This window comes from Streptomyces sp. NBC_00286 (assembly GCF_036173125.1).
Taxonomy (GTDB): domain Bacteria; phylum Actinomycetota; class Actinomycetes; order Streptomycetales; family Streptomycetaceae; genus Streptomyces.
Window position 1 is genome coordinate 5,877,250 of sequence record NZ_CP108054.1, and the last position, 15,453, is coordinate 5,892,702.

Annotated in this window: 15 protein-coding genes and 2 pseudogenes; 11 read left to right on the top strand and 6 right to left on the bottom strand. The window is 68.2% G+C overall.

Going from position 1 to position 15,453, the window contains the following annotated elements; genetic code table 11:
- The first annotated feature begins 1 nt into the window (after position 1).
- The 3 genes and pseudogenes from resB to OHT21_RS27100 all read left to right on the top strand — a co-directional run.
- The gene (gene resB / locus OHT21_RS27090; protein ID WP_328770919.1) at positions 2-1,864 is read left to right on the top strand and encodes a cytochrome c biogenesis protein ResB; all 1,863 of its coding nucleotides are present in this window, start codon (positions 2-4) and stop codon (positions 1,862-1,864) included.
- Entirely contained in the window at positions 1,861-2,970 is a 1,110-nt protein-coding gene (gene ccsB / locus OHT21_RS27095) for a c-type cytochrome biogenesis protein CcsB (RefSeq protein ID WP_328770920.1), read from the top strand. Before resB ends, ccsB begins: the two co-directional genes overlap by 4 nt.
- Positions 2,971-3,061: 91 nt before the next feature.
- Positions 3,062-3,985 (top strand): annotated as a pseudogene (locus OHT21_RS27100) (CU044_5270 family protein); the annotation flags it as partial.
- On the opposite strand, the gene OHT21_RS44775 reads toward OHT21_RS27100, so the two are convergent.
- Together OHT21_RS44775 and OHT21_RS27110 are read right to left on the bottom strand one after the other, a co-directional pair.
- On the bottom strand, positions 3,986-4,120 hold the full coding sequence (locus OHT21_RS44775) for a DUF397 domain-containing protein (protein WP_443050667.1): 135 nt from the start codon (positions 4,118-4,120) through the stop codon (positions 3,986-3,988).
- Positions 4,062-5,078, bottom strand: coding sequence for a helix-turn-helix domain-containing protein (locus tag OHT21_RS27110; RefSeq protein ID WP_443050437.1), 1,017 nt, complete (start codon positions 5,076-5,078; stop codon positions 4,062-4,064). The genes OHT21_RS44775 and OHT21_RS27110 overlap by 59 nt, the downstream gene beginning before the upstream one ends.
- Before the next feature lie 140 nt (positions 5,079-5,218).
- Here OHT21_RS27110 and OHT21_RS27115 point away from each other — a divergent pair, with 140 nt between their 5' ends.
- Both OHT21_RS27115 and OHT21_RS27120 read left to right on the top strand, forming a co-directional pair.
- Positions 5,219-5,446 (top strand): hypothetical protein, encoded by a 228-nt coding sequence (locus OHT21_RS27115; protein ID WP_328770922.1) that lies wholly within the window; start codon positions 5,219-5,221, stop codon positions 5,444-5,446.
- 240 nt (positions 5,447-5,686) lie between these two features.
- Positions 5,687-6,304 carry a TOPRIM nucleotidyl transferase/hydrolase domain-containing protein gene (locus OHT21_RS27120; protein WP_328770923.1) on the top strand — a complete coding sequence of 206 codons (618 nt, stop codon included), beginning with the start codon at positions 5,687-5,689 and terminating at the stop codon, positions 6,302-6,304.
- A gap of 9 nt (positions 6,305-6,313) precedes the next feature.
- On the opposite strand, the gene OHT21_RS27125 is transcribed toward OHT21_RS27120, so the two are convergent.
- Positions 6,314-7,279 carry an isopenicillin N synthase family dioxygenase gene (locus tag OHT21_RS27125; RefSeq protein WP_328770924.1) on the bottom strand — a complete coding sequence of 322 codons (966 nt, stop codon included), beginning with the start codon at positions 7,277-7,279 and terminating at the stop codon, positions 6,314-6,316.
- Positions 7,272-7,730, bottom strand: coding sequence for a nucleoside deaminase (locus tag OHT21_RS27130; RefSeq protein ID WP_328770925.1), 459 nt, complete (start codon positions 7,728-7,730; stop codon positions 7,272-7,274). Before OHT21_RS27130 ends, OHT21_RS27125 begins: the two co-directional genes overlap by 8 nt.
- Positions 7,731-8,042: 312 nt before the next feature.
- Between OHT21_RS27130 and erm the strand changes: the two are divergent.
- Positions 8,043-8,798, top strand: a pseudogene (gene erm / locus OHT21_RS27135) (23S ribosomal RNA methyltransferase Erm); the annotation flags it as partial.
- A gap of 123 nt (positions 8,799-8,921) precedes the next feature.
- Here the strand turns inward: erm and OHT21_RS27140 are convergent.
- A complete protein-coding gene (locus tag OHT21_RS27140; RefSeq protein WP_328770927.1) occupies positions 8,922-9,254 on the bottom strand; it encodes a PLD nuclease N-terminal domain-containing protein in 333 nt (110 codons plus the stop codon).
- A gap of 186 nt (positions 9,255-9,440) precedes the next feature.
- Here OHT21_RS27140 and OHT21_RS27145 point away from each other — a divergent pair, with 186 nt between their 5' ends.
- Both OHT21_RS27145 and mqnP read left to right on the top strand, forming a co-directional pair.
- Complete coding sequence (locus tag OHT21_RS27145) at positions 9,441-10,901, top strand: menaquinone biosynthesis decarboxylase (RefSeq protein ID WP_328770928.1); 1,461 nt, start codon at positions 9,441-9,443, stop codon at positions 10,899-10,901.
- A 67-nt stretch (positions 10,902-10,968) separates the two neighbouring features.
- Positions 10,969-11,871 (top strand): menaquinone biosynthesis prenyltransferase MqnP, encoded by a 903-nt coding sequence (gene mqnP, locus OHT21_RS27150; protein ID WP_328770929.1) that lies wholly within the window; start codon positions 10,969-10,971, stop codon positions 11,869-11,871.
- A 63-nt stretch (positions 11,872-11,934) separates the two neighbouring features.
- Here the strand turns inward: mqnP and OHT21_RS27155 are convergent, their stop codons facing one another.
- Positions 11,935-12,567 carry a rhomboid family intramembrane serine protease gene (locus tag OHT21_RS27155; RefSeq protein WP_328770930.1) on the bottom strand — a complete coding sequence of 211 codons (633 nt, stop codon included), beginning with the start codon at positions 12,565-12,567 and terminating at the stop codon, positions 11,935-11,937.
- A gap of 221 nt (positions 12,568-12,788) precedes the next feature.
- Between OHT21_RS27155 and OHT21_RS27160 the strand changes: the two genes are divergently transcribed.
- The 3 genes from OHT21_RS27160 (at position 12,789) to mqnE (ending at position 15,209) form a co-directional block, all read left to right on the top strand.
- Positions 12,789-13,463 (top strand): UbiX family flavin prenyltransferase, encoded by a 675-nt coding sequence (locus OHT21_RS27160; RefSeq protein WP_328770931.1) that lies wholly within the window; start codon positions 12,789-12,791, stop codon positions 13,461-13,463.
- Positions 13,464-13,537: 74 nt separating this feature from the next.
- Positions 13,538-13,993 carry an Lrp/AsnC family transcriptional regulator gene (locus tag OHT21_RS27165; RefSeq protein ID WP_328770932.1) on the top strand — a complete coding sequence of 152 codons (456 nt, stop codon included), beginning with the start codon at positions 13,538-13,540 and terminating at the stop codon, positions 13,991-13,993.
- A gap of 52 nt (positions 13,994-14,045) precedes the next feature.
- Positions 14,046-15,209, top strand: coding sequence for an aminofutalosine synthase MqnE (gene mqnE / locus OHT21_RS27170; protein ID WP_328770933.1), 1,164 nt, complete (start codon positions 14,046-14,048; stop codon positions 15,207-15,209).
- Positions 15,210-15,453: the final 244 nt, after the last annotated feature.

A 15,453-nucleotide genomic window follows, 5' to 3' on the forward strand; every position in this document is an offset into this window, starting at 1 on the left:
CATGAGCACCACTGACACCGGCAAGGGCACCGCCGCGCAGGACGACAGCACCGCCGTACGGGACGACAGCGAGCTCGGCGCCGCCGGCTCGCAGCTCTCCACCGCCCCCCGCGAGGACGCGCCCAACCTCCCCTCGCTGGGCGTCATCGGCTGGGCCCGCTGGTTCTGGCGGCAGCTCACCTCCATGCGGGTCGCGCTGCTCCTGCTCTTCCTGCTGTCGCTCGGGGCGATTCCCGGCTCGCTGATCCCGCAGAGCGGGACCGACGCGATGAAGGTCGAGCAGTTCGCGCAGGACCACCCGACGCTGACGCCGATCTACGAGAAGCTCGGGCTGTTCCACGTCTACAGCTCCGTATGGTTCTCGGCGATCTACATCCTGCTGTTCGTCTCGCTCATCGGCTGCATCGTGCCCCGCACCTGGCAGTTCGTCGGCCAGCTGCGCGGCCGGCCGCCGGGCGCGCCCCGCCGCCTGACCCGGCTGCCCGCGTACACGACTTGGCGGACCGAGGCCGAGCCCGAGCAGGTCCGCGAGGCCGCGCTCACGCTGCTGAAGAAACGGCGCTTCCGCGCGCACACCGCCGGGGACGCCGTCGCCGCCGAGAAGGGCTACCTCCGTGAGGTCGGCAACCTCGCCTTCCACATCGCGCTGATCGTGATGCTGATCGCTTTCGCCTGGGGCCAGCTCTTCAAGTCCGAGGGCAACAAGCTGATCATCGAGGGCGACGGCTTCGCCAACACCCTCACGCAGTACGACGACTTCAAGTCCGGGAACCTCTTCAGCAACGACAACCTGAATCCGTTCAGCTTCAACCTGAAGGACTTCAAGGGCACGTACGAGCGGACCGGGCCCAACAGGGGCACCCCGCGCACCTACGAAGCCGACGTCACCTACAGCGAAGGCGCCGACGGCAAGGAGAAGACGCGGACGATCGAGGTCAACGAGCCGCTGAAGATCGACGGCTCGAACGTCTACCTCGTCAGCCATGGTTACGCTCCCGTCGTCACCGTCCGCGACGCCAAGGGTGACGTCGTCTTCAGCCAGGCCGTGCCGATGCTGCCCCTCGACTCCAACGTCACCTCCTCCGGCGCGATCAAGGTCCTCGACGGCTACACCAACGCCCAGGGCCAGAAGGAACAGCTCGGTTTCAATGCCTTCTTCGTGCCGACCTTCGCCGGTGCGGGCCAGGGCGAGATGCTGTCCCAGTTCCCGGCGCTGGACTTCCCCGTACTGGCGCTGTCCGCCTACCACGGCGACCTGGGCGTCAACTCGGGTCTCCCGCAGAGCGTGTACCAGCTCGACACGAAGAACATGAAGGAGTTCAAGGACTCCAAGGGCGAACTGTTCAAGCAACGCCTCCTCCCAGGCGAGACCATGAAGCTCCCGAACGGCGCCGGCTCGGTCACCTTCGAGAAGGACATCAAGGAGTGGGCCGGCTTCCAGGTCACCCAACAGCCCGGCAGCGGCTGGGCCCTCGCCGGAGCCCTGGCCGCCATCTTCGGCCTCGCCGCCTCCCTGTTCATCCAGCGCCGCCGGGTCTGGGTCCGCGCCACCGCGGGCCCCGGCGGCGTCACGGTCGTCGAAATGGCGGGCCTCGGCCGCAGCGAGTCCGCGAAGGTCCCCGAGGAACTGGGCGACTTGGCGGCCGTCCTGTACGACACGGCTCCTGGCGCACGGGATCCAGACGCCGAGCTCGAGCCGGACTCCGAGGCTGAAGCCAGGGCCACCACCGCCGAGCCCGACGCCAAGCCCGAGCCGGAGGCCAGGTCTTCCGAAGCCGAAGCTGAGGCCGACGCCAAGGCTTCCGAAGCCGCCACCACCCCCGACCCCCAAGCCGTACCTGCCGAAGGGGCTGAGAAGAAGTGACTCTCGCCGCCGCAACCGACCTCGCCGCCGCGACCAACGAAAACCTCGCGAACCTCAGCAACACGCTGATCTACTCCGCGATGGCCGTCTACACGCTGGCCTTCTTCGCCTACATCGCCGAGTGGACCTTCGGCAGCCGCAGCAAGGTCAGCCGCACGGCCGCCGCGCTCACTGCCGACGCGAAGGGCGCGAAGAAGGGCGGGGCGCCCGAGGTCACCGTGAAGAAAGCCGGTGGCACGGCCGTTCTGGAGCGGCCCAAGGTCGTCACGCGGGCCGCCGCCGGTGCGCGGGACGTGCCGGACGGACCCGGCGCGCACGGCGGGGACGAACAGGGCGACCTCTACGGACGTATCGCCGTGTCGCTCACCGTGCTCGCCTTCCTCATCGAGTTCGGCGGAGTGCTCGCACGGGCCCTCTCGGTGCAGCGGGCACCGTGGGGCAACATGTACGAGTTCAACATCACCTTCTCCACCGTCGCCGTAGGCGTGTACCTCTCACTCCTCGCGCTGAAGAAGAACATCCGCTGGCTCGGCCTCCCCCTGGTCACCTCGGTCCTCCTCGATCTCGGACTTGCCGTCACTGTCTTGTACACCGCCAGTGACCAATTGGTTCCCGCCCTCCACTCGTACTGGCTCTACATCCACGTATCGACGGCGATCTTCTGCGGCGCCGTCTTCTACGTGGGCGCGGTCGCCACGATCCTGTACCTGTTCAAGGACTCGTACGAGAACAAGATGGCCGGCGGCGGCACGCCGGGCCGTTTCGCCACCTCCGTCCTGGAGCGGCTGCCCTCCTCCGCCTCCCTCGACAAGTTCTCCTATCGCGTCAACGCCGCCGTCTTCCCCCTGTGGACGTTCACGATCATCGCGGGCGCCATCTGGGCGGGCGACGCCTGGGGCCGTTACTGGGGCTGGGACCCCAAGGAGACCTGGTCCTTCATCACTTGGGTCGCGTACGCCTGCTACCTCCACGCCCGCGCCACGGCCGGCTGGAAGGGCCGCAAGGCCGCGTACATCGCCCTCGCCGCCTTCGCCTGCTGGCTGTTCAACTACTACGGCGTGAACATCTTCGTGAGCGGCAAGCACTCGTACGCCGACGTCGGCTGAGAACCTCGAGCGCTCAACCTCGTCAGCTCGAACGTCTTACTGGCCCCGGGCGTCGTAGTGACGACCAGCCAGAGGCTCTGAGCCGAAAGCTCGAGGTGAGCACCGGATGACCGACAAGACCGACAAGACCGAGCAGACCGAGAACGGTTCCTCTGATCCGGCCGTACGGGCCTTCTGGCACCGTCCGTCCTTCGTGGCCCCCGCGCTGGCGGCCGTGCTCTCGGGCGCGGTGGTCCTGGGCGTCACGGTCACCCGTTCCGGGGAGGTGGCAGCAGCGGGCGGTGACCGCCCGCTGCTGGAGCGGATCGCGGGGGCCGCCGAGAAGCGATCCGAGCAACTGCCCGTTCGCGACGACCAGTTCGTCTACGTCAAAAGCCAGGACGACTACATCGAAGCCACCTTCGACGACACCTGTCCCGTGCCCGATCACGACCTCACGGAGTTCGAGATGTGGCGATCGGTCGACGGTACGCGCTGGGGCCTGCACAGGTCGGATCTGGGCAAGCCGGGGGATTCGGGCACGTACGAGGAGAAGGTCCACCCCAAGACGTGGGCGAACGAAAAGGCGCCGGCGGACTACCGCGAACTGGAGGCGCTCCCCACCGACCCGGACGCCATGTACGCCTGGCTCCACAAGGGCGAGAACCCCCGTGCCAGGAGCCACGATTCCGCCTACCTCACGGCCACAACCATCCTCAGCGACAACATCGTCCCGCCGAAGGTGGCCGCCGCACTGTTCCGGGCCGTCGCGAAGCTTCCCGGGGTGACGGTGGTCGGGGACGTACGCGACGCGCTGGGCCGGAGCGGGGTGGCGATCGGCCGCACCGACAAGGGCATGCAGGAACGGATCGACTGGATCTTCGACGAGAAGACCCTGGAGTACCTGGGGGAGCGGCGGCTCTACGCGGGCAGTGCGACGAGCGGACGGTGCGGGTCGAACATGCCGGGCGACTTGCTGACGTCCAAAGCCATCACTGAGCAGGCGGTCGTCGACAAGGCGGGGGAGAGGCCGTAGTCAGGTGAAGTTGGGTTCCCGTACGGCTGAGATGAAGGACGACCAGGCTGAGCGGTTGATCAACAGGACCGGTCCGTCAGGGGTTTTGCTGTCGCGGACGGGGACGACGGTGGGGAAATCGGGGGCTACTTCGATGCAGTCGCCGCCGTTGTCGCCGCTGTAGCTGCTCTTCACCCAGGTCGCCATTTCCAGGCAGTTGCCGCCGTTGTCGCCGCTGTAGCTGCTCCTGACCCAGGTCGCCCTGCTGAGATCGATCCTGTCCATCGCGCCCGTATCCTTCCATCGTCTCGCCGATCACAGCGGCAGACTCATGGGCCGACAGAGAGTCCGCCCTGAGCGCATCATAGGTCTGCTCATGGCCTGCGTAGATGGCTGGATCATCGTTGAAATGGCCACGATCCAGCGACTCCGAGTAGACCCACCTGTGGCCGTCGGGCAGCGTGATCAACGACAAGGGGGCGTTGGGGCGGACGAGTTCAGGGATGTTTGCCGGGGCGACCTGGATACGGATGTTGGGGCGCCGTCCGACGCTCAGCAGGTGCGCGCACTGGTCACGCATGACGGCCGGGCTGCCCACCACGTTCCGTAGACAGCTCTCGTCCAGAACCACGACGTACAGTGGACCGCCCTCGACGAGGAAGCGCTGCTGTCGGCTCAGCCGGGCCCGAACGCGCTCCTCCAACTCGTCGCCGCTCGCGACGCGGGAGAACAGCGCCCGCGCGTAGTCCGGTGTCTGCAACAGCCCCGGCACGACGCGCTCCTGATACTCCCGCAGGGCAACGGCCACCGCATCCATCTCAGCCCTGCGCTTGAACCAATCCGGATGCTCCACTTGCGGATACCAATCAATCCGGCCCCACAACCGCAGCAACACACCACCCGTATCCAGGACTTCGTCGCACTTCTTGGCGAACGTGTCCTGCGGGACCCGCGTCCCCGCCTCCACCCGCGCCACATGCGAGCGATCGCAGGGGATTTCCTTCGCCAGCCCCTCCTGCGTCAGCCCTGCCGCCTCGCGGAAGTGCTTGAGCAGCTCCCCGAAAACGGCCCCGGTGGTGGCGGCCGAACCCCCTTCGGCATTACGTCGGCTCACAACTTCCTCCGTGACAGTGGGCCAGTGGCACGCGTCCGGCGTTGAAACGCCACGCTCCGCTACGCAACGCTTGATTCACCCAGAGTAATGAGTCATGCACCCCTGGCAGGTGCGAATGGCAAAGAACGTACGGAGTGGAAATGGCGGACGAAGCAGGGCAGTTGAAGCCGGGGGCGCTCGTCTATGACCCGGGTACGCGCAAGGTGGGGGAGTATCGCGACAAGGCGGGCCCGTACGCGATGCTGCGCCCGGTAGGCGGCGGCCGCGAGTGGGAGGCCGACCCGGCACTGCTCCGCCCGGCAACACAGGAGGAACGGATCGACGCCACGCTGAGGGCGGCGAACCACCGTACGAAGCGGCGGGTGTGACGTTGTTGCACCAGCCAGTCCAGCCGGACGACGCCCTCAACCGCCCACCCGTCCCAACCCCCGGCTGCGAAACGTGCACGGAGCTCGCCATCACCCGAGGCGACGCCCGCGCCCAAGGCAACCGCAGCGCAGAAACCGACGCCGACGTCCTCCTGCGCCGCCACCAACACCGCGACCACGCCTCCCGTACCCCGCAGTAATTCCCTACCGTCGCGGCCGGAAAGGGCGGACACTCGTCCCATGGCTGACATGGGGGCATTCCGGGATGCGGTCATCGCGTGGGCGGCCGGTGGCCCCGCCGACCCCGCACGCGAACTGGCCGAGCGACTACCGGTCCGGGCGGCCGTCCTCCTCGAAGGACCGAGCGACGTCGCAGCGGTCGACGCGCTGGCCGCAAGCCGCGGCCGCGACCTGGCGGCCGAAGGAATCTGCGTCCTCCCGATGGGCGGCGCAATGAGCGTCGGCCGCTTCGCCGGCCTCCTAGGACCCCCCGGCCTGAACCTGAACCTCACAGGCCTGTGCGACGAACGAGAGCGCAGCTACTACGCCCGCGGCCTGGAACGAGCAGGCGCGGCACACCACCAGTTCTTCGTCTGCACGGCAGACCTGGAAGACGAACTGATCCGCGCCCTGGGCGTCCCCCGAGTAGAGGCCCTAATCCAGTCAGAAGGCGACTGGCGCCCCCTGCAAACCCTCCGCCAACAGCCCGCCCAACAGGACCGCCCCCCACACCAACAGCTACGCCGCTTCCTCGGCACAAAGAAGGGCCGCAAGATCCACTACGGCCGCATCCTCGTAGAGGCCCTAGACCCCGACCAGGTGCCCGCCCCACTGGAAGGTCTGCTCGCCAGCGTCTGACCAACCGCCTCAGCCGACCGTGATCGAGTCCAGCTTCTCCCGCAGGTATACGTGCGAGTCCACCGGGTCGTACGCCACCCGTCCGACCGGCGCCGGCACCGACTCCACGCGTGTCCCCGGCGTGCACTCGCCGAAGTAGACGAGGGACATCAGCTCCTCGGCGGGTGCGTCCGCGGGCGGGGGCAGGACCCGGTGGCGGCCTGAGCGCCAGCGGTTGCCGGTCCAGCGGGACATCAGGTCGCCGATGTTGATGGTGAACGCCTCGGGGTCGTACGGGGCGTTTTCCCAGCCGCCTTCGTCTGTGAAGACCTGTAGGCCGCCCTTGCCGGACTGTCGGTCGAGGATCGTGACTGTGCCGAAGTCGGTGTGGGGGCCGATGCGGAACTGGTTCGGCTCGGGGTCGCCCAACACATCCCTGCCCGGGTACCAGTTGATGTTGAAGCCGTAGGTGGGGTGGCTCATGTGCCGGGTGAAGAAGTCGGGTTGGAGACCGAGGGCTTCGCCGAGGAGGCTCAGGAGGTGGTTCTCCAGGGCTGCCATCCGCGCCAGGTACTCCTCGCAGAGCGCCCTCAGCTCGGGGGCTTCCGCGGGCCAGACGTTCGGCGCGTACCACTCCGCGTTCACGACCGGGTCCTCGAAGGGCTCGTGTGTCGCGAACGTCAGCGACTCCTTCAGGTCCGGCGGGGTCTCGGTTCCCTCCGCGTAGCCGTTGGCCTCCGCGCCCGGGCCGAGCCAGCCGCGGCCGCCGACCTGGGCCGCGTACGGCTGCTTGACCTCCACCGGCAGCCGGAAGAAGGCGCGGGCGGAGTCCCGGATGGCCGTCCGCAGCTCCGGGTCCACGCCGTGCCCCGTCACGAGCAGGAACCCGGCCGTCTGCAGGGCCTCGTCGACCGTACGGGCGATCTCCTTGCGGGCCTCGGGGTCGCCGGAGAGCCAGGGGCGGAGATCGATCGTGGGGATACGGGGGTCACTCACCGATGTCCTCGTTCCACAGAGCCGGGTTGTTCTTGATGAAGTCGTGCATCAGGGCGGTGCACTCGGGGTCGTTCAACAGGACGATCTCTACACCGTGTTCGGCCAGCCAGTCGTGGCCGCCGTGGAATGTCGTCGCCTCGCCGATCACCACCCGCGAGATGCCGAACTGCCGCACCAGGCCGGAGCAGTACCAGCACGGCGAGAGGGTCGTGACCATCGTCGTACCGCGGTACGTCCGCTGCCGGCCGGCCGCGCGGAAGGCGGATGTCTCCGCGTGCATGGACGGGTCGTCGTCCTGGACGCGGCGGTTGTGGCCGCGGCCGAGGAGCGTCCCGTCGGCGCCGTACAGCGCGGCGCCGATCGGGATGCCGCCCTCGGCGAGCCCCGCGCGCGCCTCCTCGACGGCGGTGGCGAGCCATGCGCGTGCCTGTGCCTGATCCATGGGCTCCATGCTCCCCAGTGTCGTACCGGAAAATCAGTTGCCGAGAGGTACTTGGCCTGACGTAACTTGATCGGCATGTGCGCAGCCGCAGCAATCACCAGGACCCGTCGCTTCTAGCGGCGGGCACTCTCACGACGTAACGCCCAGCGCGTAAACGATCTCGTGTAACGAGAGCAACCGCCGCTCCGGAGACCTCCCGCCGGGCGGCCCCTGTCGTGCTGCCCGGCTTCCCTTCGAAGCCGCGGAGATCCTGTGCGCACCCAGCGTCATCAGCAAAACTCGCACCAGCGTCCTGGCCGTTCCAGCCGTCCTGGTCGTCCTGGCCGTCACGAGCTCGGTCAGAACTTCCTCGTCGATCAGAGCGTCGTCGACGCCATCGTCGGTCTCGTGACCCGTACCGACGGGCCGATCATCGAGATCGGCGCCGGGGACGGCGCGCTCACCCTTCCCCTGCAAGGCCTCGCCAGGCCCCTGACCGGCATCGAGATCGACGACCGGCGCGCGGCCCGCCTCGATCGCCGTACGCGCCCGTCGACCGCCATCGTCCGGGCGGACTTCCTCCGCTATACGGTTCCCAGCACGCCCCATGTCCTGGTGGGCAACCTGCCCTTCCACCAGACGACCGCCATGCTCCGGCGCATCCTCAACGCCCCCGGCTGGACCGAGGCCGTCCTGCTGGTGCAGTGGGAGGTCGCGCGCCGTCGGGCCGGTGTGGGCGGGGCGACGATGATGACGGCGCAGTGGTGGCCGTGGTTCGAGTTCCGGCTCGTACGACGCGTACCGGCGGCGGCGTTCCGGCCGCGCCCCGGTGTCGACGGCGGGCTGATGACGGTGTCCCGGCGGGAGCGGCCTCTCGTCGACCGTCGCGAGCAGCGGCGCTACCAGGATTTCGTCCAGCGGGTGTTCACCGCCAAGGGCCGCGGCCTGCCGGAGATGCTCGCCGCCGCCGCGCCCGAACTGCCGCGGCAACGGATCCGCCGCTGGACGCGCCACCACCGGATCGCTCCGCATGCCCTGCCGAAGAGCCTTACCGCGGAGCAGTGGGCGGAGCTGTACCGGGTCCGGCAGGAGCGTTAGCTCCCGCCGTCAGCCGTCAGCCGTCAGCCGTCAGCCGTCAGCCGTCAGCCGTCAGCCGGCAGCCGTCAGCCGTCAGCCGTCAGCCGTCAGCCGTCAGCCGTCACTTCTCGCCGGCTCCCGGCGTCACTTCTCGCCGTCCTCGTCTCGCTTTTCGTCCGGCCTCTCGTCGCGCTTCTCGTCCTTCGGTTCCTCGTCCTTCAGGGACTTCAGGAACTCGGGGTTGTCGTCCGGCGCCACCCAGCCGTCGCGGCGCGCTCCGCCCGCGGGGCGCCGCGGCGTGCGCTCCTTGCCCACCAGCAGCCAGGAGATGGAGCCCACGAGTGGGAAGAGCAGGACGAGCATGGCCCAGAGCGGCTTCGGGATGTACCGGATCTGCTTCTCATCGGTGCTGATGCAGTCGATGAACGCGTAGATGCTGAGCCCCAGCGGCACCAGCACCATCAGCACCCTGAGCATGAGCACTCCCTTGCGTTGCGATCGGGGCCGCTGGACCAGGCCCCGTTACCGGGCCAGAGTAGCCCGTAGCCGCTGTGCTATCCCGGGGGGCGCTGTGTCCCATTGCCGCTGCGCGGCGGGCCGGACCCCCGGCCGGAACGCGGGGCGCGCGCATGCTTCCGACTGCCCTCGGCGATACTTGACGGCATGGCTTACGACGATCTTCGCTCCCTGCTCAGGGCACTGGAACGCGAGGGTGACCTCAAGCGAGTCAAGGCCGAGGTCGACCCGTATCTGGAAGTGGGGGAGATCGTCGACCGCGTACAGAAGTCGGGCGGCCCGGCGCTGCTCTTCGAGAACGTACGCGGGTCGGCCATGCCGCTCGCGATGAACGTCTTCGGGACCGACCGGCGCCTGCTCAAGGCGCTCGGCCTGAAGTCGTACGGCGAGATCAGCGAGAAGATCGGCGGGCTGCTCAAGCCCGAACTGCCGCACGGGTTCGTCGGCGTGCGGGAGGCCTTCGGGAAGCTCGGCGCCATGACGCACGTACCGCCGAAGAAGGTGAAGTCCGACAACGCGCCCGTGCAGGAGGTCGTGGTCAAGGGCGACGACGTCGACCTCGACCAGCTCCCGGCCCTCTTCACCTGGCCGAAGGACGGCGGGTCTTTCTTCAACCTCGGGCTCACCCACACCAAGGACCCGGAGAGCGGCATCCGCAACCTCGGGCTGTACCGCCTCCAACGCCACGACAAGCGCACCATCGGCATGCACTGGCAGATCCACAAGGACAGCCGGAACCACTATCAAGTGGCCGCGCGCCGGGGCGAGAAGCTGCCCGTCGCGATCGCGTTCGGGTGCCCGCCCGCCGTCACCTACGCCTCCACCGCCCCCCTCCCCGGCGACATCGACGAGTACCTCTTCGCCGGGTTCCTCCAGGGCAAGCGGATCGAGATGGTCGACTGCAAGACGGTGCCGCTCCAGGTGCCGGCGCAGGCAGAGGTCGTACTGGAGGGCTGGCTGGAACCGGGCGAGATGCTCCCGGAGGGGCCCTTCGGCGACCACACCGGCTTCTACACGCCGCAGGAACCCTTCCCCGCCCTGACCATCGACTGCGTCACGATGCGCAAGCGGCCGTTGCTCCAGTCGATCGTGGTGGGCCGGCCTCCGACGGAGGACGGCCCGCTGGGGCGGGCGACGGAGCGCTTCTTTCTGCCGCTGCTCAAGATCATCGTTCCCGACATCGTGGACTACCACCTCCCCGAGGCGGGCGGTTTCCACAACTGCGCGATCGTCGCGATCGACAAGAAGTACCCGAAGCACGCCCAGAAGGTGATGCACGCGATCTGGGGCGCGCACATGATGTCCCTGTCCAAGCTGATCGTGATCGTCGACTCGGACTGCGACGTCCACGATCTGCACGAGGTCGCGTGGCGCGCCCTCGGCAACACGGACTACGCCCGCGATCTCACGGTCGTAGAAGGCCCGGTCGACCACCTCGATCACGCCTCCTACCAGCAGTTCTGGGGCGGCAAGGCGGGCATCGACGCGACGAAGAAGTGGCCCGAGGAGGGCTACACGCGCGACGGCGGCTGGCCGGACATGGTGCTGTCCGACCCGGAAACGGCGGCGCTCGTCGACCGCCGCTGGAAGGAGTACGGACTCAAGTGAGCAGCAACGTGATCAGCAACGTGATCAGCGCGTACCGCCCGTGCAGCAGAAGGGAGTTCGGACTCTCGTGAGCAGCGCATCCGCAGCGATCCCGCAGCCCGGCCGTACGAAGGCGTTCCTGCGCCTCGTCATGATCGAGCACTCCGTCTTCGCGCTGCCCTTCGCCTACATCGCCGCGCTGACGGCGATGTTCCAGCTCGACCGGAACATCCACTGGGGCCGGCTACTCCTCGTCACCGTCGCGATGGTCGGGCTGCGTACGTTCGCCATGGCCGCGAACCGGATCATCGACCGCGAGATCGACGCCCGCAACCCTCGTACCGCGCAACGGGAGTTGGTCACCGGCGCGATGACCGTGCGGCACGCGTGGACGGGCGCGCTGGTCGCCTTGGTTTTCTTCCTCGGCGCCGCGGCCCTGCTCAACCCCCTCTGCCTCGCCCTCGCCCCCATCGCCGTGATCCCGATGGTGGTCTACCCCTACGGCAAACGGTTCACGAACTTCCCCCAGGCCATCCTCGGTCTAGCCCAGGCCATGGGCCCGATCGGCGGCTGGCTGGCGATCACCGGCGCATGGTCCTGGGACGCGGTGATCCTCGGCCTCGCGGTCGGCATCTGGATCGGCGGCTTCGACCTGATCTACGCCTGCCAGGACGTCGAGACGGACCGCGAGATCGGCGTCATGTCGGTCCCGGCCCGCTTCGGCATCCCGGCCGCCATCTGGGGCGCCCGCGGCTGCCACACCATCACCACGGCACTGTTCGTCTGGTACGCCCTGGCCACCGACGCGGGCGCCTTCTTCTGGCTGGGCCTGCTGATCGTCGCCGCCGCGTTCCTCTACGAGCACTCGATCGTGAAGCCGCACGACCTGTCCCGGGTGAACAGGGCGTTCTTCTCGACAAACGGCTTCATCGGAATCAGCCTCTTCATCTGCGCCCTGATCGACCTGCTGGTGCGCGGCCTCACGGTCTGACCGGCTCGTACGGATCTGCCCGTACGCGGCTTTCTGACGCGTAGGGATTTGCCCGTACGCGGCTTACCGTATGGCCCTTTCGGGTGAGCCGGAGGCCGAGCGGCGGCGGAACAGGAACGCCGCTGCCACGCCGGACACCAGGCCGACGAGATGCCCCTGCCAGCTCACCGTGGTGTTGGTGGGGGCTATGCCCACGAGGATCGAGCTGCCCCAGACTGCCGCGATCAGTATCCCGGCCACGATGCCGAGCGGCCGTCGCTCCACGAAGCCGCTGATCACCAGGAAGCCGAAGAGCCCGAAGATCAGGCCGGAGGCCCCGGCGGTGTTGGTGTGTGCCGGAGATATCAGCCAGACGCCGAGCCCGTCGGCCACGATGATCAGCGCGGCCACGGCGGCGAAACGGCGCAGCCCGCCGAGCGCCGCGACAAAGCCGAGGACCAGCAGCGGAACCGTGTTCGCTGCCAGGTGGGCGAAGCCGAAATGGATGAACGAGGCCGGCACGATGTCGACCAGCTCCGACGGCGTACGCGGAGTGATCCCGAGGCCGTCCAGCGAGTGCCCCGTGATCACGTCGACGACTTCGAGCAGCCACAGCAGGGCCACCCAGCCCACCATCAACTTGGCGGCGGTCTTCGCCCGCTCGCCCTGCGACCAGCCCCGGTCACTCCGGGTCCAACTGACGTCCTTACCAGCCATCGCCGTCCCCCATGTCCACCCGTAGCGCCGCACGCACCGGTCGCGCCCCGTAAGGGGCGCGGGGCTGTATCAATTTGCGGCTCCGCCGCGTGGGCGCGACCAGCCCCCACCGGCCCTCAGCCCTATCACTGCATTTCCAGCGGAGCGCTTTTGCTCTGTCAGATTAACGGGCGGGCCCCTCGCGCCGTTCCCACTCGGGGCCGCCGGATAGGCTCGACACCATGAAGCCAGGACAGACGCAGCGCACGCCTTGGATCGTGGGGGTCTCGGGTGCGTCCGGTACGCCGTATGCCGCTGCTGTGCTGCGTGCGCTTCTGGATGCGGGGGAGAGCGTCGACCTGATCGTCAGCAGGGCTTCGCGGCTGACGTTGCTGGACGAGACGGGGATCAGCTTCCGGGACGCCCACTGGGACGAGGACCTGCGCGAATGGCTGACCCGTGGCGCGGACGGCAAGCCCGGCACCTTCGACATCCAGGCCCAGGACGTACGCCACTGGAGCCCCGGTGACCTGGCAGCGGGGCCGTCCTCAGGCTCGTACGCCTCGAAAGGCATGCTCATCGTGCCCGCGTCCACAGCCTGTGTCGCCGGCGTCGCGCTCGGCCTCTCGAAAGACCTGCTGCAACGCGCCGCGAGCGTCACGCTCAAGGAGCGCCGCAAGCTGGTCGTCGCCGTCCGCGAGACCCCGCTGAACGGGCAGACCCTGCGGCACCTGGTGACCCTGGACGACGCGGGAGCGACCGTACTGCCGGCGTCCCCGGCGTTCTACGCGGGCGCCACCCACATCCAGGACCTCGTCGACTTCGTCGCCGGGCGGGTGCTGGACGCGGCGGGCGTCGAGCACACGCTGTACCGCCGCTGGGAGGGCGAACTGGGCGGCGGCTCACACCCCTCTTGAGCAACTCGCAGTACCCGCGCATCACTTCAGGACTTCGTACTTCAGGAACTCTTCAGCGGAAGGCTATCGATCGCATGGACGCGGTGGACAGGCAGCTCATCCAGGCCCTCAGGGAGAACGGCCGGGCCTCCTACGCGGAGCTGGGACGCCTCGTCGGACTGTCGGGACCCAGCGTCACCGACCGCATCAACCGCCTGGAGGCCGCCGGTGTCATCACCGGCTACCGCGCGACGGTCGACGCCGCCTCGCTCGGCCTCGGCGTCACCGCCCTGATCGGCATCTCGCTCTCCGACGCCGCCGACCACGAGGACGTCGCGCACCGGCTGCGGGACCTGAACGAGATCGAGGACTGCTGGTTCATCGCGGGCGACGACTCGTTCATGCTCAAGGTCCGGGCGCCGGACGTGGACGGCCTGGAGAAGACGATCCGGCGGCTGTCGGGGACGAAGGGCGTATCCCGTACGCGTACGACGATCGTGCTCTCCACGAAGTGGGAGAACCGGGTGGGTGAGCTGCCCGAGGAGGCGTAAGCACGTACGCGTACGGTTGACAGGGTTCGTCACGAGGAGAGGCAGAAGCAGCATGGACGTCGGGCTCAAGCGCGAGCTGGAGGAGAAGGTCCGGGCCGGTGAACGGCTCACTCGTGAGGACGGCATCGCGCTGTACGAGTCGGACGACCTGGCCTGGCTGGGCGGTCTCGCACACGAGGTGCGGACCCGTAGGAACGGTGACGTCGTCCACTTCAACGTCAACCGCCACCTCAACATGACGAACGTATGCACGGCGTCCTGTGCGTACTGCTCGTTCCAGCGGAAGCCGGGCGAGAAGGACGCGTACACGATGCGCATCGAGGAGGCGGTGAAGCTCGCCAAGGCGATGGAGGGCGAGAACCTCACCGAGCTGCACATCGTCAACGGGCTGCACCCGAATCTGCCGTGGCGTTATTACCCGCGGTCGCTGTCGGAGCTGAAGAAGGCGCTGCCGAACGTCTCTCTGAAGGCCTTCACGGCGACCGAGATCCACCACTTCGAGACGATCTCGGGCCTGTCGGCGTCGGAGATCCTGGACGAGCTGATCGAGGCGGGCCTGGAGTCCCTCACCGGTGGTGGTGCGGAGATCTTCGACTGGGAGGTACGCCAGCACATCGTCGACCACCGCACGCACTGGGAGGACTGGTCGCGCATCCACCGCCTGGCGCATGCGAAGGGCCTGAAGACCCCGTGCACCATGCTGTACGGCCACATCGAGGAGCCGAGGCACCGGGTCGATCACGTGCTCAGGCTGCGTGAACTGCAGGACGAGACGGGCGGCTTCCAGGTCTTCATCCCGTTGCGCTACCAGCACGACTTCGTCGACATGAAGGACGGCAAGGTACGCAACCGGCTGCAGGCGCGTACGCAGATGGCGACGGGGGCGGAAGCCCTGAAGACCTTCGCGGTCTCTCGGCTGCTCTTCGACAACGTTCCGCACGTCAAGGTCTTCTGGGTCATGCACGGCGTCCAGACGGCGCAGTTGGCGTTGCAGCACGGTGCCGATGACATGGACGGTTCGGTGGTGGAGTACAAGATCACCCACGACGCGGACAATTACGGCACGCCGAACAAGTTGACCCGCGAGGACTTGCTGGACCTGATCCGGGACGCCGGGTTCCGGCCGGTGGAGCGGAACACGCGGTACGAGATCATCCGCGAGTACGAGGGCCCGGACGCGTCGCGTCGCGAGTCGCCTCAGCCGATGAGGGTGTGAGGGTTCCTCTTTTCCCACCCGCCCGCCCTTCCAGGTTCAAGGAGGGCTCCGCCCTCTTGAACTCCCGGCTCCATCGGGGGTGCCACGTGTGGTGGCCGGGAGGGTGCGGGTTGTGGGTGGCTGGTCGCGCCCCGCGGCGGAGCCGCATGTGTCACAGCCCCGCGCCCCTTACGGGGCGCGCACGGCACCCTGCGCTCTCCAGCAGAGCCCAGGCCCCCCAGCGCCCCACCCGCCAGCGCTCTTC

Bases quoted from the DNA above. Each gene is read 5' to 3' on its own strand.
- OHT21_RS27155 (WP_328770930.1), bottom strand. From the start codon at position 12,567: ATGGCTGGTAAGGACGTCAGTTGGACCCGGAGTGACCGGGGCTGGTCG.
- OHT21_RS27145 (WP_328770928.1), top strand. From the start codon at position 9,441: ATGGCTTACGACGATCTTCGCTCCCTGCTCAGGGCACTGGAACGCGAG.
- OHT21_RS27140 (WP_328770927.1), bottom strand. From the start codon at position 9,254: ATGCTCAGGGTGCTGATGGTGCTGGTGCCGCTGGGGCTCAGCATCTAC.
- OHT21_RS27115 (WP_328770922.1), top strand. From the start codon at position 5,219: ATGGCGGACGAAGCAGGGCAGTTGAAGCCGGGGGCGCTCGTCTATGAC.
- OHT21_RS27160 (WP_328770931.1), top strand. From the start codon at position 12,789: ATGAAGCCAGGACAGACGCAGCGCACGCCTTGGATCGTGGGGGTCTCG.
- OHT21_RS27130 (WP_328770925.1), bottom strand. From the start codon at position 7,730: ATGGAGCCCATGGATCAGGCACAGGCACGCGCATGGCTCGCCACCGCC.
- resB (WP_328770919.1), top strand. From the start codon at position 2: ATGAGCACCACTGACACCGGCAAGGGCACCGCCGCGCAGGACGACAGC.
- OHT21_RS27120 (WP_328770923.1), top strand. From the start codon at position 5,687: ATGGCTGACATGGGGGCATTCCGGGATGCGGTCATCGCGTGGGCGGCC.
- OHT21_RS27165 (WP_328770932.1), top strand. From the start codon at position 13,538: ATGGACGCGGTGGACAGGCAGCTCATCCAGGCCCTCAGGGAGAACGGC.
- mqnE (WP_328770933.1), top strand. From the start codon at position 14,046: ATGGACGTCGGGCTCAAGCGCGAGCTGGAGGAGAAGGTCCGGGCCGGT.